The organism is Shewanella sp. YLB-07 (genome assembly GCF_009377275.1).
The window spans coordinates 1-21,984 of sequence record NZ_VOQB01000021.1; the positions used below are offsets into that span (position 1 = coordinate 1).

Here is a 21,984-nt window from a genome sequence, read left to right on the forward strand (position 1 = left end):
CCGTTCCTCAGTTTATCCACCTAAAGGAAGTGGTGGGCCGTGAAGGATTCGAACCTTCGACCAATTGGTTAAAAGCCAACTGCTCTACCAACTGAGCTAACGGCCCTTTCTGGTATTGCTTAAACTTCTGAATTTGCTTCTTCATCGCAATGAACAAGTCCACTTTCAGTTAGAGTGGTTTGAATTTTACATCCCAAGGATTAACTTAAGTCGTACACTTTCAAGAAGTGGTGGGCCATGAAGGATTCGAACCTTCGACCAATGTGGTAGTTAAGAGTAAAGCCAACTGCGCTCTTATAACAAAGCATCAACTGAGCTAATCTCTCTTCAACCGTTCCTCAGTTTATCCACCTAAAGGAAGTGGTGGGCCGTGAAGGATTCGAACCTTCGACCAATTGGTTAAAAGCCAACTGCTCTACCAACTGAGCTAACGGCCCTTTCTGGTATTGCACTCTGAATTTGCTTCTTCATCGCAATGAACAAGTCCACTTTCAGTTAGAGTGGTTTTGAATTTTACATCCCAAGGATTAACTTAAGTCGTACACTTTCAAGAAGTGGTGGGCCGTGAAGGATTCGAACCTTCGGCCAATATGGTAGTTAAGAGTAAAGCCAACTGCGCTCTTATTAACAAAGCATCAACTGAGCTAACCTCTCTTCAACCGTTCCTCAGTTTATCCACCTAGAGGAAGTGGTGGGCCGTGAAGGATTCGAACCTTCGACCAATTGGTTAAAAGCCAACTGCTCTACCAACTGAGCTAACGGCCCTTTCTGGTATTGCTGATAGTTCAAAGTTAATAACCGATTATCACCCGATTAAAAGCCAACTGTCTGTTCCTACAAGAAACTGAGCTAGCGGCCCTTCTTAGTAGCAAAATCTCTGGTTAAACGATTCGAAAACTGATTAACTCAAGACCCTCAAGCGACTCTGCCGCTCTGAGGGCGCCTATAATACCTTTTTCGTCTTCTCTTGCAAGTGCATTTTTTACATTTTTTGCTGTTTGCATGAAAAACAGACTAAGAGCCTGTTTTTTGAATAAATAAGGATTAAAGAGCAGACAATTGCTGTTGTGCCAAGCGAGCTGCTGCGCTATTTGCATACTCTTTAATAACTTGTTGGTAGTAAACTTTCGCAGAAGACACCTTTCCAACCTTCTCAGCTATCATCCCAAGCTTAACTAAACTATCAGCACGCTTATTTGAGTCTTTAAAGCGATTAACTACAGTATCGAACGCTTGCTTAGCAGGTTCAAAATCACTCTTGTTATATAAGAGCTGTCCCAGCCAATAGTTAGCGTTAGCTGCGTAGGTAGAGTCAGGGTACTGTTTTATGAATCCCCTGAAGGCAGGAATCGCCTCGTCATATTTCCTCTGCTTGAGCACCAAGTTAACGGCATGCTCATAACTGGCTGTTTCGCCTAAAGTAGAAGAGGAGGAAGTTGAGCTAGCTTGTGACGTTGCCACAATAGGCGCTTGAGCGGACTTAGCCGATAGATTTGCGATCTCTTCGTAGAGTTGACGCTGACGCTGGAGCATCTGGTCTATTTGATAACCTTGCTGCTCATTTAAACCACGTAGGTCGAGCACTTCCTGCTGTAGCGTATCCAAACGTTGCAGAGTCTGGAATTCTGACTGTTGCTTTGCTTGAAGGATCCTTTCTAAACGTGCAACTCTGTCTTCAGTAGAACTACCGGTAGCATCAGCCACCGGTGCAGGTGCAGCAGACGCCACACCTATACTAAGAAGAATTGCCGTCGTTAATACGGCTCTTTTCATAGATAAACCTACCAAACGGTTAGTAAACTAAAACAGCTCGGCGATTAATCGCGAAACCATCATCTGTACGAGACATATCTAATGGCTTCTCTTCACCATAGCTGACAATACTCATTTGGCTAGGCAGTACGCCCATTCCTTGTAGGTACTTAGCAACAGCCTTCGCACGCCTCTCTCCTAACGCGATATTGTACTCAGGAGTTCCACGCTCATCGGCGTGACCTTCGATCATCAAGCGAACATTTGGATGCTCAACTAAATAGTTACCATGGGCTTGAAGGACTTCTGCGAACTGAGCCGATACCGAACTGCGGTCAAAATCAAAATAAATGATGTGCTCTTTACGCAACTCTTGATATTTCAGACGTTGTTGCTCTTCAGGAGTCAAAATTGGAGCTACGCCTCCGGTTTCAACACCACCAGTAGCTAACTCACTACCGGAACCTGAAGTTGAGCTAGTCGCATCAGTTTCAGACTCAGAAGTAGAGCTACAAGCACTGAGGGCCATAATCGGAAGTACAACCAACATAGCTTTAAACAGCTTATTGAGATCCATTTTAAAATCCTTAATATTTTTTATAGTTAAAAATTGTTAGAGAAAAGGTGACCATGAAGGAGACTTAACCTCCCCCTGGCCCGCAGGCAATCTTGCTTTGAATCGTCCGTCCGTAGATACAGCCCCTAAAACCTGCTTACCTTGATAGGTTGTTCCATATATCACCATAGTGCCATTTGGCGCTACACTCGGTGACTCATCGAGCCGCGTTGACGTTAGTACTTGCATAAAACGCGTCTCAAGATCCATTCTTGCAATATTATACTTACCGTTAGTACGGTTTACGAATATCATACTGCGACCGTCTGGTGCAATAGAACCACCTAAGTTCCACTCCCCTTCAAAGGTCAGGCGCTGCACTTTACCCGAGGCTAATGTCACCTTATAGATTTGAGGGCGACCGCCACGTTCAGAAGTAAATATTAAAGACTTACCATCGGGAAACCATGAAGCTTCGGTATCGATAGCGTAATGATTTGTAACTCGTTTGAGTGCTTTGGTCGCGATGTCGATCACATAAATTTCAGGCTGGCCATCTTTAGATAAAGTCAATGCCAACTTCTTTCCATCAGGGGAAAATACCGGAGCTCCATTGATGCCATTGAAACTGGAGACCTTGCTACGAGACTGAGTATAGATGTCCTGAATAAATATTTCGGCTTTTTTATTTTCAAAGCTGACATAAGCCAATTTACGACCATCCGGAGACCAAGACGGTGACATAAGTGGCTCAGGGGAGCGCAATAACATCTGCTCGTTATAACCATCATAATCAGAGATCATTAACTGATAGGGTGACTTCTCACCATGCTTCACTACCACGTAGGCGAGACGGGTTAAGAATGCGCCGCGAATGCCAGTCAGTTTCTCATAGACCAGATCGCTGATCCTGTGACCATACTGCCTAAATTGTGCGGCTGAGATAACCGTCTCTCGACTATCGATAAGATATTCACTATTAGACTGAGGACCCGTACCTTGTTGCATTTGAGCCTTAACCAGGTCGACCAAGTCGAAAGTAACCAAGTATTGATCATTACCATAAGGTTTGACAGAGCCCATCACAACAGCTTCGGCGCCGATGCTTGACCAGCCTTTAGCGACAAACTGAGACACACTACTAATATTACGTTGAGGTAGGCCTAATTCATCGAGCGGCTTAAATGTACCACTACGAATAAGATCCGACATAACAACATCTGAGATCTGCTCAGGCGCGGCCCCGGCCCCTTGCCAAACAAACGGGATCACGGCAATAGGACGTGCGGCATCCACTCCCTCGGTAATAACGATATCTAACGCGGCTCTTACTGGTGAGCTTAAAATAATCAGGCTTAAAAAGAGCCACTTCCCCAAAGTCTTCATAGGACTCCTCTTAATTGAATTCCGGTTGAACTGTTAAATTAATTTCTTTGAGTTTGCTGTACACATCTGGCTCACTCGATACAGGCAGACGTCCAGCCTTGTTTATAGCAGCCTTAGTCGCACGGCATACTACAGAATCTCCAGACAGTATCTTGGTTCCTGTAACGAAGCCATCATTAGCTAGGCGAATAAATACCCTACAACTTTTTCCACGCATCGACTCATCGACCACCAAGTTACGTTGGATGGTCGCCCTAATCATGCTGGTAAAACGCTGAACCTCACTCATCACTTGCCTGTTACGGGTTTGCGACAGTGCTGCCTGCTCTTCCGCCAAGGCATCTTGCATCATCTGCTCTTGCAGTTGACGTTCTCTCTCCTCGGCCTTACGTTTACGCTCGGCTTCCTCTTTACGCTTTCGCTCAGCATCTGCTTTACGTTTACGCTCATCGGCAGCTTTTTTAGCCACGGCCTCTTCCTGTTTTCGTTTCGCCTCGGCTTTCTTAGCCGCCTCTTCAGAAGCCTGACGCTCTTTCTCTTTCTGCTTACGGAACTCTTCTGCCTGTTGCGCCTTCTCTTTTTCCTGCTTCTGCTTCAACTGAGCCGCTTTTGCCGCAGCCAGTGCATTCTTAGTTTCTATCTCTTTCTGCTTGCGCTCAATTTCCAACTTTTTAATTTGAGCCTGCTCGCGCTCTCTTTGCTGACGAGCTTCAGTCGCTTGGCGTTCCAATTCATCCTGACGCGCCTTCTCTTGTCGAGCAATCTCTCTTTTCTCAGCCTTTAACCTCTCAACATGCTGAGCCACTAATTTCTGATCGACCACCACGGCCTTCATCGCTGGCGCGCTCACCTGAGGCTGAGGTTTTGGTTTATCGGAAAAATCTACGCCCATGACGAGGATGACTAACACGCCAATATGAATACCAGCTGAAATAACTAAAGGTAAGGTAAAATCTGATTTAGCTGCCACCGACTAGTCTCCAGGTGAATCTGTCATCAAACCAACCGAAGGAACGCCTGCACCTTGTAAGCTCACCATTAATTGGATCACTTTATCATAGGCGATACTTCTATCGGCTTTTACCACTACAGGGCGCTCGGGTTCCAATTGAATGATGGCGCCCACACGAATCGCGACCTCTTCAAGATCTAAGGGCTCCTTCGAACTTGAGCTGCCCACATCCAAAAAGTAATCCCCGTCGGCATCGATAGAGGCGACGATCGGCGGCTTACTGTCGGCGGGAAGCATCTCAGATGTCGCTTGAGGAAGATCCACTTTCACGCCTTGGGTGACAATTGGCGCCGTCACCATGAAGATGATCAACAATACCAACATCACATCGATATAAGGCACCACATTAATCTCGGCAACGGGGCGCCGGCGTTTTCGCTGATAGCCCTGCTGCATTAGCTTTCTTCCCTGTCACTGTATGCTTGACGATGCAAGATGCTGGAAAACTCCTCCATGAAATTCGCATAGGACATCTCAACACTATCCACCAGAGTCGTGAAGCGGTTATAGGCGATCACGGCTGGGATAGCGGCAAACAAACCCATAGCCGTGGCAATCAAGGCTTCAGCAATACCCGGAGCGACCATGGCAAGAGTGGCATTTTGCACCGCGCCCAGAGCGATAAAGGAGTTCATGATCCCCCAAACAGTGCCGAATAACCCAATATAGGGACTGGTAGACCCGATTGTGGCTAACAGAGGTAAATGGACTTCGAGCTTTTCCATCTCACGAGACAGAGATACGCGCATGGCGCGATAACTGCCGTCCATCACAGCCCCTGGAACCTTACTATTGAGCTTACTTAATCTCGCATATTCTTTAAAACCTGTATGGAACAGGGTTTCTAATCCGGTATTGCTATCTTGTCTGGCCGATAACTCTTTATAGAGTTTATTGAGATCCACTCCAGACCAAAACTTATCCTCAAACTTGAGGGCATTTTGCTTCGCAGCTTTCAATAAACGGTGACGTTGAATGATAACGGCCCAGGACATCACAGACAGCCCCAGCAAGGTGATCATCACAAATTTAACCAAGATACTGGCTTGTAAAAATAACCCTATAATTGAAATTTCAGCTTCCACCTTTAAACTCCTGAACTATATTTTTGGGGATGGCACGAGGTCGCATACGCGATAAAGAAATACAGGCGACTAAGACTTTAGCCTCACAATATATAACGCCTTGCTCGTCAATTAACTTCTGTTCAAACATCAAGGATGCTTTCTTCAAATCTATGACAACTGTTTCGACGATAAGGTTCTGCTCAAATCTTGCTGCACGGCAAAAATTTAATTCGGCCCTTTTAACCACAAAAGCAATATCATCGGCCAACAGAGCAGCCTGCTTGACCCCCATAGCCTTCAGCCACTCGGTACGAGCTCGCTCAAAAAAATTAAGATAATTTGAATGATAAACAACGCCACTTGCATCGGTATCTTCGTAATAGACAGAAATAGGCCAACGAAACATGAATTCTAAGCGCCAATCTTGAGATAAAATAGAGGCCTACTATACCTAGACCCAATGCAATTGTGAATGCTTGCCATGCTTAGAAGCGGGTGATAATCATAAAAAATTGTTAATAAAAAAGAGGAGCGAGGCTCCTCTTTTCTTCATCATTTCACGATTACATGATTATCAATTAACTTTTTCCGGTATTTTTAACCCGAAACTTTCAAATAGAAAGCTGTAGATATCGGCAAACTCATCGATCTTCATCGATGTTGGCTTACCCGCACCATGACCCGCCTTCGACTCGATACGCATGATGATTGGTGCATCTCCCTGTTGTTTCGCCTTCATCATGGCACCAAACTTAAAGCTATGCAGCGGTACCACTCTGTCGTCATGATCGGCTGTCATCACCATAGTCGCCGGATAGCTACGCTTGGTCACGTTATGATATGGGGAATAAGCCTGCAAGGCTGGAAACTGCTCGGCAACATCGGCACTGCCATATTCGCTGGTCCAGGCCCAGCCAATGGTGAACTTGTGGAACCTGAGCATGTCGAGCACACCAACTGCCGGTAACACGGCGGCAAACAACTCTGGACGCTGAGTCAGCGTCGCTCCCATCAATAAACCGCCGTTACTGCGGCCATAGGCCCCAAGCTTACTTTTATTGGTGTAGTTCTCATCGATTAAATATTCCGCCGCTGCATAATAGTCATCGAACACGTTCTGCTTCTTATCTAACATGCCTGCCTGATGCCAGCTCTCACCATACTCGGCGCCACCTCTTAAGTTGGGTACCGCATAAATCCCCCCCATGTCCATCCAGGCTATATTGGCCGGACTGAATCTTGGTGTCAGCGAGATAGCAAAGCCGCCGTATGCATATAGCAGTGTCGGGTTTGCGCCATTCTTCTGCATGCCTTTCTTGTATGAGATCATCATAGGTACGCGAGTACCATCTTTACTGGTATAAAAGACTTGCTCCGAAGTGTAATCTTCAGGCTTGAATGACACCTTTGGCTCAGCGTAAATTGATGATTCACCCGTCTTGAAATCAAACCTGTACGTTGTTTTAGGTTGCACGTAGCTATTATAGACATAGTAAAAATAGTCTTTACTGCGCTTACCATAGGGACCGGCAACCTTGCCTTTACCAGGAAGAGTCACGTCTTGGCGCTTTACCCCATTCATGCTAAAAATTGATAGTTTACCGAGCACATCATGCAGATAACTCACGACCAAGTGATCGTTAATAATTGCAATATTGCTGATTGGATCACTCGACTCGGCAATGAGGGTTTGCCAATTGGCCTTATCACTGTGATTGACATCGATTGCGATCACTTTACCGTTTGGTGCATCGAGATCTGTCTTAAAGTAGAACACCGACTTATCGTTGCCTAAGAAAGTGTATTCGGCTTCCAGGTCCGTGATCAACTCCACCACTTCAGCAGGCTTCTCCAGCGACTTATAGAAGAAGCGATTACGCGTATCTGTGCCTTGGGAGATTGAAAGCAACAGATAGTCACCCGCTTCCGAGACTTCAATACCAAAACCCCAGTCTTTATTCTGTGGACGCTCATAGACGAGCTTATCGGTCACCTGCTCTGTCCCTATCTGATGAAAATACACCTTCTGATTGAAGTTAACATCGGCCAGTAAGTTGCCACCTGCGGGTGCATCATATCGAGCGTAATACACACCGGTATTATCTTTGTTCCACACGGCTTCTGAGAATTTAATCCACTTTAGCTCGTCATCGAGTTTAGCTCCACTTTTGACATCGACAAATTGCCACTGCTGCCAATCCGAACCCGACTTAGACACGCCATAAGCTAATGTCTTACCATCGCCACTGACCGAGACTCCCGATAAAGCCACAGTACCATCACTCGATAGCATGTTTGGATCCAATACGACTTTCTCATCTCCATTGGAACCTTTAACATAAAGCACAGATTGAGCCTGCAGGCCGTCATTCCTATAAAAGAAGGTGTTGTTACCGTGTTCGAAAGGCGCGGAGACTTTTTCGTAATTCCACAGCTCGGTAATACGGTCGACCACGGCTTGTTTGTTGTCGATGCCTGAGAGGTATGCTTTCCCTTCTGCTTGCTGCATCTTCACCCAAGCTTGAGTTCGCTCTGTGTCTTGTTCAAGAAAACGATAAGGGTCTGCAACTTGCACTCCGTGAATGGTTTCAATCGTACCGGCATCTATTGCGACCGAAGAAGATTTTTGCTCTAATTCTTGCTGCGCTGCCTGGCAGCCCATAAGCGCAAGAGCTAGACTCGCTATTAATAGGTGCTGCTTTCTCAATTTGCTTTTAAATATCATGTTTGCTGTCCTGCTGATATTGATGGTATTTCTTATTATGTTTCCCCTGAGCCTAGGCCCAGCATTGCAAGCCACTATACAAGTAATTATTTGCGAGGCAATCAAAGAATATTTGATGCAGAATGATTGCATCAATAGCCATATTAATAACCCTGTAACATGGATTAATTAAGTAGATGTTGAATTATGCAGTTAATTTGCTTAATCAAGCGGAAACTAGCTAAATTAGTGCATTTACGGACCTAGATCACATTTATACGCATTATATATTCTAATGCTAAACGGTATTTTTTCTAGTTTGTCAGTTCAGGTGCCTAAGCCTATACTTATCTCGTTTTCAGGAAGTATCTGTTTTACAGATATGAAAACAAGAACTCTTAATTCCCGTGTCTGACACGTGAATTTTATCCCTGGTTCTTATGCTTGACTTCCTTCCTTCAATTTGTTGATTGCAATATATTATTTGCGGCCCGCTTAAGTTATTAAGCGGGCTTTTTTTTGCCTAAAATTCTCTAGCTCTCCACTGACTAGAATGTCAGCAACAAAAAGCCCAACTTCAAAGCTGGGCCTAATCACTAACACATAAAGGGTATGACGCACCCTTTACTGAAATCCATCACATAGGTTTACTAATCCTAATGACAACCCGTCTGTTTCTGCCTCGTTCATCTATGGTTGAATTAGAGGCCACATGACGACGTTCCCCGTGACCAACCGTAGAGATACGATCTTGATTGATCCCCGCCGATAAGAAGAAGTTCTTCACCGAGTCCGCACGCTGCTCTGACACTTTCTGGTTGATTGAACGACCACCATAGCTATCCGTATAAGCATCGATCAATACCAGCTCTACTTCAGAGTCATAAGCGAGGTACTCTTGTACTTTGGCTATCTGTGCTTTAGAAAAGCGGGTTAACTCCGAACCACCCGACTCATAGGTTAATACAGTAAAAGCGATATCGTCGAAACTATAAGGCAATAACCCGGCAAGACAAGCCTTAAAATCTCTGTATTTACGATTAAAATTCACCGCAGAGAGGCCAACAGCGATTTTATTTGATTGGTTGTACCAATCGGCGTAGTAAAAGGTAGGTTCCATGCCGCGTTCAAGCTCGGCCAACATGGACCAGGCCGCATTACGTGGTACTTCGCCGCTGAAATACTTCTGATAGGTCAGCTCAGTGATCTCTTTAGAGAGAATCCCCGGTCTCCAAGCTGGTGCCATACTCATCAAGGTTGCTTGAGTGACTTGATCAGGTTTAACCCACATATCTAAACTGAAATTCAAATTATGGTTTTTACCTGCAGTGCTAGTAAACACCGCTTTGCCATAAGCGGGGATATCATGTTCGAGACGGCATATGATCGGCGTATTGCCACTCAGCTTCCACTGTGACTGATCGAGAGAGGCAACATAATGACGCAATTCTGCCGTCGCAAAAAAGGGCATACATAATGTCGACGCTATCAATACTCTAAGCCACATACCTGATACTCATATTAATTCTATTACTTAATGCTATCGGCACACTTTTACAGACCTTTAGCTTAAAAAATAGCCATTCAGACATGACAGCATTAAGTGCTTCCCTCATAATAGCGGCCTGATAACTATTTGGACACTTTCAATGAGCGAAATTTGCGACGCCAACAAATTAAATCACCGTTTTAGGGGCTATTTCCCTGTGGTCATCGATGTCGAGACTGCCGGCTTCAATTCCCAAACTGATGCGTTGCTTGAAATCGCCGTCACCATGCTGAAAATGGATGATGAAGGTATACTCAGTTTAGACAAGACTCTGCATTACCACATAGAACCGTTCGAAGGAGCGAATTTAGAACCTGATGCCCTCGCCTTCAATGGCATAGATCCAACGAACCCACTACGCGGAGCTGTCAGCGAGAAAGAAGCCTTCCTCGAGATCTTCAAAGAGGTCAAGAAGGCGCAGAAAGCCGTCGGCTGTCACAGAAGTATCATAGTCGCCCACAACGCCGCATTCGATCACGGCTTTGTATCCAAGGCGATTGAGCGTTGCGCGCTTAAACGTACACCTTTCCACCCTTTTGCCACCTTCGATACCGCCGCACTTTCAGGCTTAGCGCTGGGGCATACCGTGCTGGCCAAAGCCTGTTCAATTGCCGGCATCGATTTTGATAACAGCGAAGCCCACTCGGCGCTTTACGATACCGAGCGTACCGCAGAGCTATTTTGTCATATAGTCAACAAGTGGAAAGCCCTCGGCGGCTGGCCATTAGCGGTTAATCACGACCTTGATGCACCTGTTGAAACGGCGAGTCAAGCAAGCACGGATTAATAGGCTTAAATCTAGAGCCAAGCTAATCATTAACTAGACCCAATCTAGTATCAAGAAACGGCCTCATGGCCGTTTTACTGGATAAAAGAGGATGGATTGCTATTCCTGATTGCCGCTCAGATTGCTTGTGACGATAATGAACAATGGAAGATGGGATTAAAGGCGCCGGGAGCGGAACAGAATGAGCAGTTTCTCCTCAATATCAAGCTCTGGTTATCGGGCAAGCTGTAATATCAATAATGATAAATAGTAAAGAATAAAACAGACATAAAAAAACCGCGATCATCGCGGTTTTATTAATGCTTTAGACTAACGATAATCAATTAAGATTATAGAGAATCTGCATTATCACTTAGGTAAGAAGCAACGCCTTCTGGGCTTGCGTCCATACCTTTGTCGCCTTTTTCCCAACCTGCAGGACAAACGTCACCGTGCTCTTCGTGGAACTGAAGTGCATCGATCATACGCAGCATTTCATCGACATTACGACCTAGTGGAAGATCGTTAACCACCTGGTGACGAACCATGCCTTCTTTGTCGATTAGGAAAGAACCACGGAAAGCAACACCAGCTTCTGGATGCTCAACGTCGTATGCCTTACAGATCTCATGCTTAACGTCAGCAACAAGAGTGTACTGAACTGGGCCGATGCCGCCTTCAGCAACTGGAGTGTTACGCCATGCGTTGTGAGTGAATTGTGAATCGATAGAAACACCAATCACTTCCACGCCACGCTTCTTGAACTCTTCAATGCGATGATCGAAAGCGATCAGCTCAGATGGGCATACGAAAGTGAAATCAAGTGGGTAGAAAAAAACTACCGTTGGCTTGCCTTTGATGGCTTCAGTTAGGTTGAAGCTATCGACGATTTCGCCGTTACCAAGTACAGCTGCAGCAGTAAAATCAGGTGCCTTACGGCCTACTAATACGCTCATTTTATATCTCCATCTATGGATTGAAAAACGCTTTTCGTTTTAAATCTTATGGCATTATAGGCAGTGTTTTCTCGCATACAAGCTTTTTGCGACGAATATCACCTTTATTAATTGAATCTTCATCTCTTCGTATATTAAGGCATCGTAATAAACTTATCGATACTGTGGTTATTTACAAAAATTAACTATTTATGTCCACATTGAGTTAACAAACCCTCAGTTTTAACAGATATATCCTCAGTCTACTGGACAAGGCAAGCCTAGCTAGGCAAGAATGTCTGCCCAACTAAAGATAAGAAAGAATTTATTGATATGAACGCAGTCGTCATCGCTGTTTGCCTCATGCTAGGCCTAAGTTTAGCTCGGGTAAATGTTGTAATCGCACTCACGGTAAGTGCACTGGTCGCAGGTCTGGTTGGGGGAATGAGTCTTCAACAATCGGTAGATGCATTTAACACCGGCTTAGGTGGTGGAGCACAGATTGCGTTAAGCTACGCACTTCTAGGCGCATTTGCCGTGGCTCTGTCACATTCAGGCTTAACCACGCTTATTTCCACAAAGGTCATTTCGTTACTGGGAAAAGAACAGAACAGCGCTAATATGAATCGCGTTCGTTGGACCCTGTTACTGGCTATCCTTGCCATGGCGGTTTCTTCCCAAAACCTGCTCCCAATCCACATCGCGTTTATCCCTATTCTTATTCCACCACTACTACATGTGATGTCTAAGCTAAAACTGGACAGACGTTTGGTGGCCTGTGTACTCACCTTTGGTTTAGTGACTACCTATATGATCTTGCCCATTGGCTTCGGCGGCATTTTCTTAAATGATATATTACTGGCCAACCTAAATAACAATAACCTCAACGCCGTACGCGAGCAGATCCCCACCGCCATGATGATCCCGGCAATGGGCATGATAACGGGTTTGCTTGTGGCAGTATTTATAAGCTACAGAAAGCCTCGCGAATATAAAGAAGAGCAGATCTTAGCCGCCGAGCCCGAAGAAACGGTGAGCGGTCGTAATATTGTCATCGCAGCCATTGCTATCGCCTCAACACTCGCGGTTCAATTAATTACCGGCTCAATGATTTTCGGTGCCTTGATTGGTTTTATTATCTTCAGCTTCTCTGGCGCACTCAAGCATGTCGCCGATCAGGATGTGTTTAACCAAGGCGTGCGCATGATGGCCAACATTGGCTTTATCATGATATCTGCTGCAGGGTTTGCCGCAGTAGTGAAAGCAACCGGCGATGTAAGCAGTTTAGTCGACTCACTGAGCAACATCATAGGCGACAATAAAGCTTTAGCCGCCTTCCTGATGTTACTCGTGGGCTTACTCATTACCATGGGTATAGGCTCATCTTTCTCTACTATTCCGATCATCGCCACCATCTATGTGCCATTGGCCATGAACTTTGGCTTCTCTGTCACCGCCACAATCGCACTTGTAGGCACTGCGGCAGCGCTGGGAGATGCCGGTTCACCAGCCTCGGACTCGACACTAGGTCCAACAGCAGGCTTAAACGCCGATGGACAGCACGACCATATAAAAGACAGTGTGATCCCAACGTTTATTCACTACAACATCCCATTGCTGGTGTTTGGCTGGATAGCAGCTATGGTGCTGTAGCAGAAAGGTTCGAAGTTCGAAGTTCGAAGTTCGAAGTTCGAGCATTGAATCAAAATGAAAATTGAAAACAAAAAAGGAGCCATTCGGCTCCTTTTTCTATTTATAAACTAGAGATATAAACTAAGGGTTAGTTTAATTTAAGTTTATACAGCAGTGCTTATGACTACCTTTATTGAGACTACTTAGTACCGAATATCTTATCACCCGCATCACCAAGACCAGGAAGAATGTATCCCTGCTCGTTCAGGCAATCATCGATAGAAGCAGTGTAAAGCTCCACATCTGGGTGAGCCTTCGCTAATGCTGCAACCCCTTCAGGTGCAGCAACCAGTACCAAAGCTTTAATCGCGGTACAACCACGGTCTTTTAACAGATCGATAGTTGAGATCATTGAGCCACCCGTCGCAAGCATAGGGTCGACGACCAAGGCGATGCGTGAAGGCATATCACTGGCAAGCTTTTCAAAGTAAGGGACTGGCTGAAGCGTCTCTTCATCGCGGTACATACCAACAACTGAGATACGCGCACTCGGGATATTCTCCAGAACACCGTCCATCATACCAAGGCCGGCCCGAAGAATAGGCACAACCGTGACCTTCTTACCTTTAATCTGTTCAACTTCAACCGGACCATTCCAACCTTCGATAGTGACAGTTTCGGTATCAAAATCAGCAGTTGCTTCGTAGGTCAGTAGGCTACCCACTTCCGCAGCTAACTCACGGAAACGCTTAGTGCTAATATCGCCTTCGCGCATTAAGCCTATTTTATGACGAACTAATGGGTGTTTAACCTCGACAACTTTCATTTTTCTCTCCTGATTTTTAGCGTTGGTACAAGCAAATTAACGAGATTTTAGTTTATTTGTCCGCAATGGAAAACATAAAGTTTTAAAAACACGATAAATCGTGAGCTATGTCCGCTATAAATAGCCAAATCTTCGCTTTCGAGGCCTGTCACAAACTGGTAGAATGGCGCCGCATAAAATCCAATAATCATTCTGTACCCGAGAGGATCTTCGTGAGCACTCCTACACAGCTTAGCTATAAAGATGCAGGTGTCGATATCGACGCCGGAAATGCACTAGTTGATAATATTAAATCTGCCGTGAAACGCACCCACCGTCCAGAAGTTATGGGCAACTTAGGTGGATTCGGCGCTCTTTGTGAGCTTCCGACTAAGTACAAACACCCTGTGCTTGTTTCTGGTACCGATGGTGTTGGCACCAAGTTAAGATTGGCAATCGATTATAAGAAGCACGACACAGTCGGTATCGACCTTGTCGCTATGTGCTCTAACGATTTAATCGTTTCAGGCGCCGAGCCACTCTTCTTCCTCGATTACTATGCGACAGGCAAGCTTGATGTTGATGCCGCAACTGCAGTCGTTAAAGGTATTGCCGAAGGTTGTGTACAGTCAGGCTGTGCACTTATCGGTGGTGAAACAGCCGAGATGCCAGGCATGTATGAAGGCGATGATTATGATCTAGCCGGCTTCTGTGTCGGTGTCGTAGAGAAAGCTGACATCATCGACGGCACTAAAGTCGTTGCTGGTGACTCACTTATCGCACTAGCGTCAAGTGGTCCTCACTCAAACGGATTCTCATTGATCCGTAAGGTACTCGAAGTCAGCAAGGCTAACCCTGAAGATGATTTCGAAGGCAAGCCACTGATTGACCATCTGCTTGAGCCGACTAAAATTTATGTGAAGTCGCTGCTTAAGTTACTCGAACAAACTGAAGTGCACGCTATGGCTCACATTACTGGTGGCGGATTCTGGGAAAACATCCCACGCGTTCTTCCTGATGACTGTAAAGCCGTTGTTAAAGGTGATTCATGGCAGTGGCCAAGCATCTTCAACTGGTTGATGGAAAACGGTAACATTGCCGAATTTGAAATGTACCGTACATTCAACTGTGGCGTAGGCATGGTTGTCGCGCTACCGTCAGATAAAGTCGATGCTGCACTGAAGCTGCTTAACGCCGAAGGCGAGAAAGCTTGGCTTATCGGTGACATTGCTAAGCGCAATGGCGACGAAGAGCAAGTGGAGATCCTGTAATGTCCTCAAACTGTCGCGTTTTAGTATTAATCTCAGGAAATGGTAGCAACTTGCAGGCGATCATCGATGATTGTGATGATCACCTCGAAGCTGAAATCGTCGGTGTGATCAGTAACAAGCCCGATGCTTACGGTTTTATCCGTGCTCACCAAAGCGAGATTGACACTAGCTGTGTGATTGTTCGAAAGGATGAAGCAAGATCCGAATATGATGCCCGCTTAAAGCTTGCCATAGACAGATATCAACCAGATCTGATTGTCTTAGCCGGCTTTATGCGGATATTGAGCGATGAATTTGTACAAGGTTTCGAAGGACGAATGATCAATATTCACCCTTCTCTCCTCCCTAAGTACACAGGGCTTAATACCCATCAGCGTGCTATCGATGCTAAAGACACCGAACATGGCGCCAGCGTACACTTCGTGACGCCGGAGCTAGACTCGGGTCCTGTCATACTGCAGGCTAAAGTGCCTGTCTATGATGAAGATACCGCCGATACCTTAGCTGAGAAAGTTCATCAGCAAGAGCATGCCATCTATCCTATGGTCGTAAAATGGTTTAGCCAGAATCGACTCGAGATGAAAGATGGTCAGGCGTTCCTCGATGGTAAAGCACTCGAAGACATGGGCTACGCTGCGGACTAATAAGCTTCCACAGGCAAGTCGATAATTTAAAGGCGTTGAATTTAATTCAGCGCCTTTTTTGGGGCTCTGTCCCGTCCCGACTATACCAATTGGTATTGAGTTGAACGTTTTGAAGTAAACCTAGTGATCTACTTAGCTGATTACATTAGCTTTCAGCTTTCAGTGACCCATCATTACCAATAGATCCATGCATATATTGATGTTAATGTTACCTGTAACATTAGAGTGAGAATATGTATGAGCGCAGCACAAAAAACCAGACCAACCCTTCAGGATATCGCCGACAGAATTGGCATCACTAAAATGACGGTTTCACGCTACCTGCGAGATCCTAGTTCTGTTGCGCCAAGCACTCGGGATAAAATTGCCAAGGAGATAGAAGCTACAGGTTATATCCAAAATCGCGCTCCCACCATGTTGTCAAAGTCGTCGAGTAAGGCCATAGGCATCTTACTGCCTTCACTATCGAATCAAGTTTTCGCGCGTTTTACGCAAGGCATAGAAGAGATCACTAAAGCCCATGGCTATGAAACGCTTATCGCCCACTTTGGTTACAGTGAATTAGAAGAAGAGACTAAGGTCGCATCCCTGCTCTCTTATCAAGTCGATGGGCTCATACTCACGGAAACCTCACACACAAAGCGCACCTTACAGATGATACGTACAGCAAGCATTCCTGTAGTTGAAGCCATGGAGTTACCTCAAAATCCGATTGATATGGCTGTTGGTTTAGACCATCAAGGGGCTGCGTATAAGGTTGTCACCCAGATGCTCAACTCTGGTAAGAAACAGATAGCCTACTTCGGTGCACGTCTGGACAGCCGGACCAAACTCAGAATGCAAGGTTACACACAAGCTGTAGAGGCTCAGGGTCATAAACCCATTTATGTACTAACAGAAGAACACTCAAGCTTCTCAATCGGCGCAAGCCTACTCGAACAAGCACTCAAGCAATACAAAATCCTCGATGGGGCCTTTTGTACCAATGATGATATCGCCGTCGGCATCATGATGGCCGCGCAACAAAAAGGCATCGAGGTGCCAAAGCAGTTAAGCATAGTAGGCAATAACGCCTTAGACATAGGGACTGTTATGAGCCCAGCGCTCACCAGTATCGACTCCCCCCGATATGAAATTGGCAAAAAAAGTGCCGAGCTGATTATCAATGCTTTAACTGGTGACAGTTGTGAGCAGAAGGTATTCGACTTGGGCTATAGCATTTCTGCAGGCTCAAGCCTGTAATACTCCATCTAAATGCTACAGGTATCATCAGCGTCTTACCCAGATGTAGAGCAAGCTGCAAATGAAGCTTGATCACATTTTTATTTGATTCATTTGGCTGTTTTGTTGTTGGGTAGTTTTGAAGGTCATACTTTCGTGGTTATCTATCGCCCGCCCGCCCGCCCGGCGAAGCATGTGCATAACTTCTGCGAAACGCTGTAAAGCACATCAGACTGCCAGACGGTGGGAGTGCCGAAAACGCCATAGGATTAAGGTTCATACACAAAAATCCTATCGGATTTAGCCCTCAAAATCGAATCTAGCCGCGTTTTCTGCTCTGCATCATTTTGTCGATGAGTTTTTTTACATAGGTGAGCGATTTTATTGAGATGATTTAATTGACAATATCTAAAGTTGATTGAAAACAAACCAGTAAGATGGGATGTTTATATTAAATTAGCTCAAAAAGAGGACGCGATAGATAAAGCTACACTGCTGTGGCCTGAATCTCGAAAACGGCAATTAGTTGGTCAAGTCATTATTGGTGGGGCACGGGATAATGAGGCTAAAACTCAACAATGTGACAAGAGTATTTTTAACCCGTTATTACAGCCTAAAGGAATTGCACCATGAGCAGACCCAAAATTAAATGCCAGAACTCCCACTTATGTGGAATCTTTTATTAGGCGATTATGATTGCAACCTAAATGTCTGAGGAAAAGTAGATATTGACGCTTGCCGCTAACAATCTGATAAGTCGCTGCAAATGGAATCTATCTCAACGTAGCAATACTCTCTCATCATGGTCAGTCTCATTGGGTAAGTCGTTCTGAATAATCATCATCGTTTTAATCTTGCTTGAGATCTCTCTTGGATACCTTGTTATCACTGGATTTCGTGTTTTTCATTTATAACTAGCTGTCCAAATGGGTAGCTACACTAATGGTGCCTTTTATGGTTAACTTGTTAGGTTATTCCGGTGGTATAAGGTGAATGACTGTCTAAGTTGTTGGTTCTGACTCACGTCCTATGGGACAAAGTATCGTCAGTCTAATGTTAGCCGCTCTCGGGATTATTGATAAGTGAGAGCACGAAGAGTACATCTTTTAATTACAGCAGAGAGTATGCAGATCAAATCTGAAGTTAAGGAAAAACCTAAGCCTAAGTCTAAGCCAAAATCTAAGACTAAAATAAAGCAGCGCATGGTGCGTCATAGCATAGAGGTACACATAGAACGGCGTGAATTGAGCGCAGCATTAGGTCTCGAAGAGGAAGAGGTTACCTCTTTGCTTAATCATGACGATAATTGAGAGACCCATGAAGTATTGTCAATATTGCTTTCTTATCAATAAGCCACATTGTGTAAATATCTGCGTATTGAGTCTCGACCCTAGCCGTTATGTTTTCTCTCAGCTTAGAGAATATTGGTATCTCACCCATCCAGAGTATTACGATCCAATTGCAATAATCAGTGAACAGGAAAAAGAGACCATCACCTTTTTTAAACAATTGCTTGAACAGTTAAAAAGCGAAGAAGTTAAGTTAAGTTAAGTTAAGTTAAGTTAAGTTAAGAATAAGTCATCTTCAATGGGCTGTGTCGTTCAGCATCAAAGACAAGCCCCTCCAAATGCCTAATTGGCAGTGCCGTGGGCGTGGTACAACAGGTGTCATTTATGGACGTCGACTCCACCAAGGCATTATCCCCGACTCATCAAATGCTTATTGATGAGGCTCATAGCAGCTAAAAGCGGTTGTATTACCTATCATTCGGACTTAACGCAAGATCATATTACTAACAAAACGTGTAAGGGGATTCGTTACGCGCGGCATTTTTAGTTTGCAGTAAGTTTCGTGTTTAAGGCACATTGCCGAGACCTAGGGTTACTCGCAACTTATCTCGGCATAATTGTCCATACTTACAATCTGTAGATTTAATAATTTAGGATTTAACAACTTATAACTCAATGATTTTACACTTACAAATCAAATGATTACCAACAATCGAACAAGTTGAAGAAACAGATAATCAGGTGCGAACCCGACTGTGTCCTTCGGCAACAAAAAAACGGTCATAACTCAGAGCTTAACTGAAAGTGAGCTAATCAGCCCCGCTTGTTTCAGCGCTATCATTGAGCGACTGATAACCTCTTCTTGGGAGCCATCAATATTTACCACCATCACTTTCGATTCTAACTGCGGATCTTCTAATGTGTTGAACTGACTTTTAACCATACTCTCTTTCATGAAATGTCCCTTTCGCTGGCGCATTCGATCTAAGATCAACGCCATATCACCGTATAAATGCACAAAGTACACATTTTTATTGCCATCACGAATGAGATCGCGATAACTTTTCTTCAATGCAGAGCAGACTATTATCCCGGTTTCGTTCTTGGTTTCTATGCTGTAAGCCGCATCCCTGATCCTTTCCAGCCAGGGGCCTCTATCTTGATCATTTAACGGCTTACCCTTTGCCATCTTGATGATATTTGCCTTGGGATGCAGATCGTCACCATCAATAAACTTTGCGCCTATCATCTCGGCAAGTTGACTTCCCACTGTGCTTTTTCCGCAACCACAAACACCCATAACGATAATACTTTTACCAAGCATATAACTTCCTCTACCTTCAGAGTGACTCAGATGACATTTTTGCTATTCAGATTAAAAATAGTACTTTACACAAGAAGTGTTACGGGTAACATGTTACCCGTAACCAAGAGATTTGTGAACTAAAACACAAACAAACTTACCCCTTACATGAGATAGGTATCATTATGAACCTGATGGCTCAAACAGCAGATCCAACATTTCTACTTAGTGTCGCGGTGCTCGCTATCGCTGCATTGCTCATCTTAATCATTAAATTAAAAATCCATGCTTTTGTTTCTCTCACCTTAGTGAGCTTCGCTACCGCAATCGTCACAGGGGTACCATCTCAAGACGTGGTACCTACTATGATGAGTGGTTTTGGTGGCACCTTGGCATCTGTTGCCTTGCTCGTTGGCCTCGGCGCCATGATAGGCAAAATATTGGAAGTAACTGGCGGGGCTAAGGTATTGGCCGATAAGCTGGTTGGACGTTTTGGTGAAAAAAATGCGCCACTAGCTTTAGGTATCGCATCCTTGCTTTTCGGCTTTCCCATCTTCTTCGATGCAGGCCTCATTGTGATGATGCCCATCATCTTGAGTGTCGCCGCTCGTTTTGGTGGTTCACCGCTTAAATATGCCCTGCCTTCAGCGGGTGCATTTGCCGTCATGCATGGTTTCGTTCCCCCTCATCCGGGACCAGTCGCCGCAGCAGACTTATTAGGCGCTAACATCGGCTTGCTGTTATTTGTAGGTATTTCGGTGGCAATACCTACCTGGTATATCGGCGCTTATCTGTTTGGCCAATATGCGGGCAAGAAGTTTAATATTCCTCTCTCTAAAGCCTTCTTTAACACAGACACCATCATAGATGAGTCAAGACTGCCAAAATTCTCGACAGTTATAAGTATCTTGCTGTTACCACTCGCGCTGATATTCATGGATACCGGTCTAAATACACTCGCTGTAGCTGGCATACTCGACAGCTCATCACCTTGGGTTGAGATTTTGAGGATGTTAGGCAAAACCCCGATAGCCCTAATGATCACCCTGTTAGTCTGCCTAGCCATCTTCGCTAAAGATTTCGGCATGGCGAAACTAGAAAAACTCTGCGGTGATTCATTAGCCCCTATCTGTGCGGTTATTCTGGTGACAGGTGCAGGCGGTATGTTCGGTGGCGTGCTTCGTGCGAGCGGTATTGGTGATGCACTGGCTGGTGTCCTCTCAGATACTGGCATGCCTGTGATTCTGGCAGCCTTCGTTATCGCCACTTGTCTTCGTGTCGCTCAAGGTTCCGCCACGGTAGCCCTGACCACAACAGCGGCATTGATCGCCCCCGTCGTTGCGGCTACCTCAGGTCTGTCTGAGCTGGATCTGTGTTTCATCGTTATCGCTATCGCAGGCGGTGCGACCGTATTGTCACATTTCAATGACTCTGGATTCTGGCTGGTATCAAGACTATTGGAAATGGATGAGAAAACCACCCTGAAAACCTGGACTGTGATGGAAACTCTCTTGGGCACAATTGCCTTCATCATAGTCGCCGTGCTGAGCATGATTCTTTAAGCGACCGGTCCTGGGTGCACTCTTGTAGCTCTCACGTGATCATTAGATTTAAACAGGGATGTTTAAATCTAAAACCACCAGCGTACCTCCTCGCAACCACACTATGCAGTCTCAGATTTTTTGATGCCTATCTAGTTAACACTAATAAAAATTTAACAACCCTGACACAGGGGGACTCGCCGCGGTGAGGATTTAAGTGCCGAAAGAGTGCTTGATGTACGTCGGCCATAAAGACAGCTGATTTCCTCAATAATAAGCGCTGAAAATGGCATCAGGTAAGAGTTTTGAAATTCTCAAAACATTATAGAGCACCCAAACTTTCGAAATCGAAGAAGATTATCAAGTGAAGTTAAAAAAGCTGCTCATAAAGCATGGGAGCGTCTGAACTACGATCGTTAAAAGCCATGAAAATTATAAATTGAAAAGGCTTTGCTATTTATAGGAGAGCCTTTTGTCACTAGCAATCACCCCGCCCCCCCTTAAAGCCTAGTAATCCTTTCTTCAATACAATCCCCAACACAGAGCAAAGA

21 protein-coding genes and 4 tRNA genes are annotated in these 21,984 nt (G+C 45.0%); 9 read left to right on the forward strand and 16 right to left on the reverse strand.

Annotated features, from left to right (window positions below; genetic code table 11):
* Positions 1-30 precede the first annotated feature (30 nt).
* From FS373_RS29055 to FS373_RS29115, 13 genes are all read right to left on the reverse strand, one after another.
* Positions 31-106 (reverse strand) — tRNA-Lys (locus FS373_RS29055).
* A gap of 255 nt (positions 107-361) precedes the next feature.
* A tRNA-Lys gene (locus FS373_RS29060) sits at positions 362-437 on the reverse strand.
* Positions 438-555: 118 nt separating this feature from the next.
* Positions 556-650: transfer RNA gene (locus tag FS373_RS29065), tRNA-Ser, on the reverse strand.
* Between the two features lie 39 nt (positions 651-689).
* Positions 690-765: transfer RNA gene (locus FS373_RS29070), tRNA-Lys, on the reverse strand.
* A 279-nt stretch (positions 766-1,044) separates the two neighbouring features.
* Positions 1,045-1,773 (reverse strand): tol-pal system protein YbgF, encoded by a 729-nt coding sequence (ybgF, locus tag FS373_RS29075; protein WP_144046179.1) that lies wholly within the window; start codon positions 1,771-1,773, stop codon positions 1,045-1,047.
* Positions 1,774-1,792: 19 nt separating this feature from the next.
* Positions 1,793-2,329, reverse strand: coding sequence for a peptidoglycan-associated lipoprotein Pal (gene pal, locus FS373_RS29080; RefSeq protein ID WP_144046178.1), 537 nt, complete (start codon positions 2,327-2,329; stop codon positions 1,793-1,795).
* Between the two features lie 36 nt (positions 2,330-2,365).
* The gene (gene tolB, locus FS373_RS29085) at positions 2,366-3,694 is read right to left on the reverse strand and encodes a Tol-Pal system beta propeller repeat protein TolB (RefSeq protein WP_144046177.1); all 1,329 of its coding nucleotides are present in this window, start codon (positions 3,692-3,694) and stop codon (positions 2,366-2,368) included.
* A gap of 10 nt (positions 3,695-3,704) precedes the next feature.
* Positions 3,705-4,664, reverse strand: coding sequence for a cell envelope integrity protein TolA (gene tolA, locus FS373_RS29090; RefSeq protein WP_144046176.1), 960 nt, complete (start codon positions 4,662-4,664; stop codon positions 3,705-3,707).
* 3 nt (positions 4,665-4,667) lie between these two features.
* Entirely contained in the window at positions 4,668-5,102 is a 435-nt protein-coding gene (gene tolR, locus FS373_RS29095) for a protein TolR (RefSeq protein ID WP_144046175.1), read from the reverse strand.
* Positions 5,102-5,791 (reverse strand): protein TolQ, encoded by a 690-nt coding sequence (gene tolQ, locus FS373_RS29100; RefSeq protein ID WP_144046174.1) that lies wholly within the window; start codon positions 5,789-5,791, stop codon positions 5,102-5,104. The genes tolR and tolQ overlap by 1 nt, the downstream gene beginning before the upstream one ends.
* Complete coding sequence (gene ybgC, locus FS373_RS29105) at positions 5,781-6,179, reverse strand: tol-pal system-associated acyl-CoA thioesterase (protein WP_144046173.1); 399 nt, start codon at positions 6,177-6,179, stop codon at positions 5,781-5,783. Before ybgC ends, tolQ begins: the two co-directional genes overlap by 11 nt.
* Before the next feature lie 168 nt (positions 6,180-6,347).
* The gene (locus FS373_RS29110; protein ID WP_152831247.1) at positions 6,348-8,498 is read right to left on the reverse strand and encodes a prolyl oligopeptidase family serine peptidase; all 2,151 of its coding nucleotides are present in this window, start codon (positions 8,496-8,498) and stop codon (positions 6,348-6,350) included.
* Between the two features lie 616 nt (positions 8,499-9,114).
* A complete protein-coding gene (locus tag FS373_RS29115; protein ID WP_144046172.1) occupies positions 9,115-9,984 on the reverse strand; it encodes a flagellar protein MotY in 870 nt (289 codons plus the stop codon).
* 142 nt (positions 9,985-10,126) lie between these two features.
* Here FS373_RS29115 and rnt point away from each other — a divergent pair, with 142 nt between their 5' ends.
* The gene (rnt, locus tag FS373_RS29120) at positions 10,127-10,813 is read left to right on the forward strand and encodes a ribonuclease T (RefSeq protein WP_144046171.1); all 687 of its coding nucleotides are present in this window, start codon (positions 10,127-10,129) and stop codon (positions 10,811-10,813) included.
* Positions 10,814-10,909: 96 nt separating this feature from the next.
* Positions 10,910-11,044, forward strand: a complete 135-nt coding sequence (locus tag FS373_RS32500; protein ID WP_265575367.1) for a hypothetical protein — start codon at positions 10,910-10,912, stop codon at positions 11,042-11,044.
* A 98-nt stretch (positions 11,045-11,142) separates the two neighbouring features.
* Here FS373_RS32500 and FS373_RS29125 read toward each other — a convergent pair whose 3' ends face one another.
* Entirely contained in the window at positions 11,143-11,748 is a 606-nt protein-coding gene (locus FS373_RS29125) for a peroxiredoxin C (protein WP_144046170.1), read from the reverse strand.
* 312 nt (positions 11,749-12,060) lie between these two features.
* On the opposite strand from FS373_RS29125, the gene FS373_RS29130 reads away from it, so the two are divergent.
* Entirely contained in the window at positions 12,061-13,380 is a 1,320-nt protein-coding gene (locus FS373_RS29130) for a Na+/H+ antiporter family protein (protein ID WP_144046169.1), read from the forward strand.
* Positions 13,381-13,558: 178 nt separating this feature from the next.
* Here the strand turns inward: FS373_RS29130 and upp are convergent, their stop codons facing one another.
* A complete protein-coding gene (upp, locus tag FS373_RS29135; RefSeq protein WP_144046168.1) occupies positions 13,559-14,185 on the reverse strand; it encodes a uracil phosphoribosyltransferase in 627 nt (208 codons plus the stop codon).
* A 212-nt stretch (positions 14,186-14,397) separates the two neighbouring features.
* Between upp and purM the strand changes: the two genes are divergently transcribed.
* The 5 genes from purM (at position 14,398) to FS373_RS29160 (ending at position 18,851) form a co-directional block, all read left to right on the forward strand.
* On the forward strand, positions 14,398-15,435 hold the full coding sequence (gene purM, locus FS373_RS29140; protein WP_144046167.1) for a phosphoribosylformylglycinamidine cyclo-ligase: 1,038 nt from the start codon (positions 14,398-14,400) through the stop codon (positions 15,433-15,435).
* Positions 15,435-16,079 (forward strand): phosphoribosylglycinamide formyltransferase, encoded by a 645-nt coding sequence (purN, locus tag FS373_RS29145; RefSeq protein ID WP_144046166.1) that lies wholly within the window; start codon positions 15,435-15,437, stop codon positions 16,077-16,079. The genes purM and purN overlap by 1 nt, the downstream gene beginning before the upstream one ends.
* Before the next feature lie 237 nt (positions 16,080-16,316).
* Positions 16,317-17,321 carry a substrate-binding domain-containing protein gene (locus FS373_RS29150; protein ID WP_152831249.1) on the forward strand — a complete coding sequence of 335 codons (1,005 nt, stop codon included), beginning with the start codon at positions 16,317-16,319 and terminating at the stop codon, positions 17,319-17,321.
* A 1,103-nt stretch (positions 17,322-18,424) separates the two neighbouring features.
* Positions 18,425-18,610, forward strand: coding sequence for a hypothetical protein (locus tag FS373_RS29155; protein ID WP_144046165.1), 186 nt, complete (start codon positions 18,425-18,427; stop codon positions 18,608-18,610).
* Between the two features lie 7 nt (positions 18,611-18,617).
* Positions 18,618-18,851: a hypothetical protein gene (locus FS373_RS29160; protein WP_144046164.1), complete on the forward strand. Its 234-nt coding sequence runs from the start codon at positions 18,618-18,620 to the stop codon at positions 18,849-18,851.
* Between the two features lie 525 nt (positions 18,852-19,376).
* Here the strand turns inward: FS373_RS29160 and FS373_RS29165 are convergent.
* Entirely contained in the window at positions 19,377-19,913 is a 537-nt protein-coding gene (locus FS373_RS29165) for a gluconokinase (RefSeq protein ID WP_144046163.1), read from the reverse strand.
* Between the two features lie 164 nt (positions 19,914-20,077).
* On the opposite strand from FS373_RS29165, the gene FS373_RS29170 reads away from it, so the two are divergent.
* Positions 20,078-21,454, forward strand: coding sequence for a GntP family permease (locus FS373_RS29170; protein WP_144046162.1), 1,377 nt, complete (start codon positions 20,078-20,080; stop codon positions 21,452-21,454).
* Positions 21,455-21,984: the final 530 nt, after the last annotated feature.

Coding starts and splice junctions, on each gene's coding strand:
- FS373_RS29165 (WP_144046163.1), bottom strand. CDS start 19,913: ATGCTTGGTAAAAGTATTATCGTTATGGGTGTTTGTGGTTGCGGAAAA.
- upp (WP_144046168.1), bottom strand. CDS start 14,185: ATGAAAGTTGTCGAGGTTAAACACCCATTAGTTCGTCATAAAATAGGC.
- ybgF (WP_144046179.1), bottom strand. CDS start 1,773: ATGAAAAGAGCCGTATTAACGACGGCAATTCTTCTTAGTATAGGTGTG.
- pal (WP_144046178.1), bottom strand. CDS start 2,329: ATGGATCTCAATAAGCTGTTTAAAGCTATGTTGGTTGTACTTCCGATT.
- tolR (WP_144046175.1), bottom strand. CDS start 5,102: ATGCAGCAGGGCTATCAGCGAAAACGCCGGCGCCCCGTTGCCGAGATT.
- FS373_RS29130 (WP_144046169.1), top strand. CDS start 12,061: ATGAACGCAGTCGTCATCGCTGTTTGCCTCATGCTAGGCCTAAGTTTA.
- ybgC (WP_144046173.1), bottom strand. CDS start 6,179: ATGTTTCGTTGGCCTATTTCTGTCTATTACGAAGATACCGATGCAAGT.
- FS373_RS29160 (WP_144046164.1), top strand. CDS start 18,618: ATGAAGTATTGTCAATATTGCTTTCTTATCAATAAGCCACATTGTGTA.
- rnt (WP_144046171.1), top strand. CDS start 10,127: ATGAGCGAAATTTGCGACGCCAACAAATTAAATCACCGTTTTAGGGGC.
- FS373_RS29170 (WP_144046162.1), top strand. CDS start 20,078: ATGAACCTGATGGCTCAAACAGCAGATCCAACATTTCTACTTAGTGTC.
- FS373_RS29125 (WP_144046170.1), bottom strand. CDS start 11,748: ATGAGCGTATTAGTAGGCCGTAAGGCACCTGATTTTACTGCTGCAGCT.
- purN (WP_144046166.1), top strand. CDS start 15,435: ATGTCCTCAAACTGTCGCGTTTTAGTATTAATCTCAGGAAATGGTAGC.
- FS373_RS29150 (WP_152831249.1), top strand. CDS start 16,317: ATGAGCGCAGCACAAAAAACCAGACCAACCCTTCAGGATATCGCCGAC.
- FS373_RS29115 (WP_144046172.1), bottom strand. CDS start 9,984: ATGTGGCTTAGAGTATTGATAGCGTCGACATTATGTATGCCCTTTTTT.
- tolB (WP_144046177.1), bottom strand. CDS start 3,694: ATGAAGACTTTGGGGAAGTGGCTCTTTTTAAGCCTGATTATTTTAAGC.
- FS373_RS29110 (WP_152831247.1), bottom strand. CDS start 8,498: ATGATATTTAAAAGCAAATTGAGAAAGCAGCACCTATTAATAGCGAGT.
- FS373_RS29155 (WP_144046165.1), top strand. CDS start 18,425: ATGCAGATCAAATCTGAAGTTAAGGAAAAACCTAAGCCTAAGTCTAAG.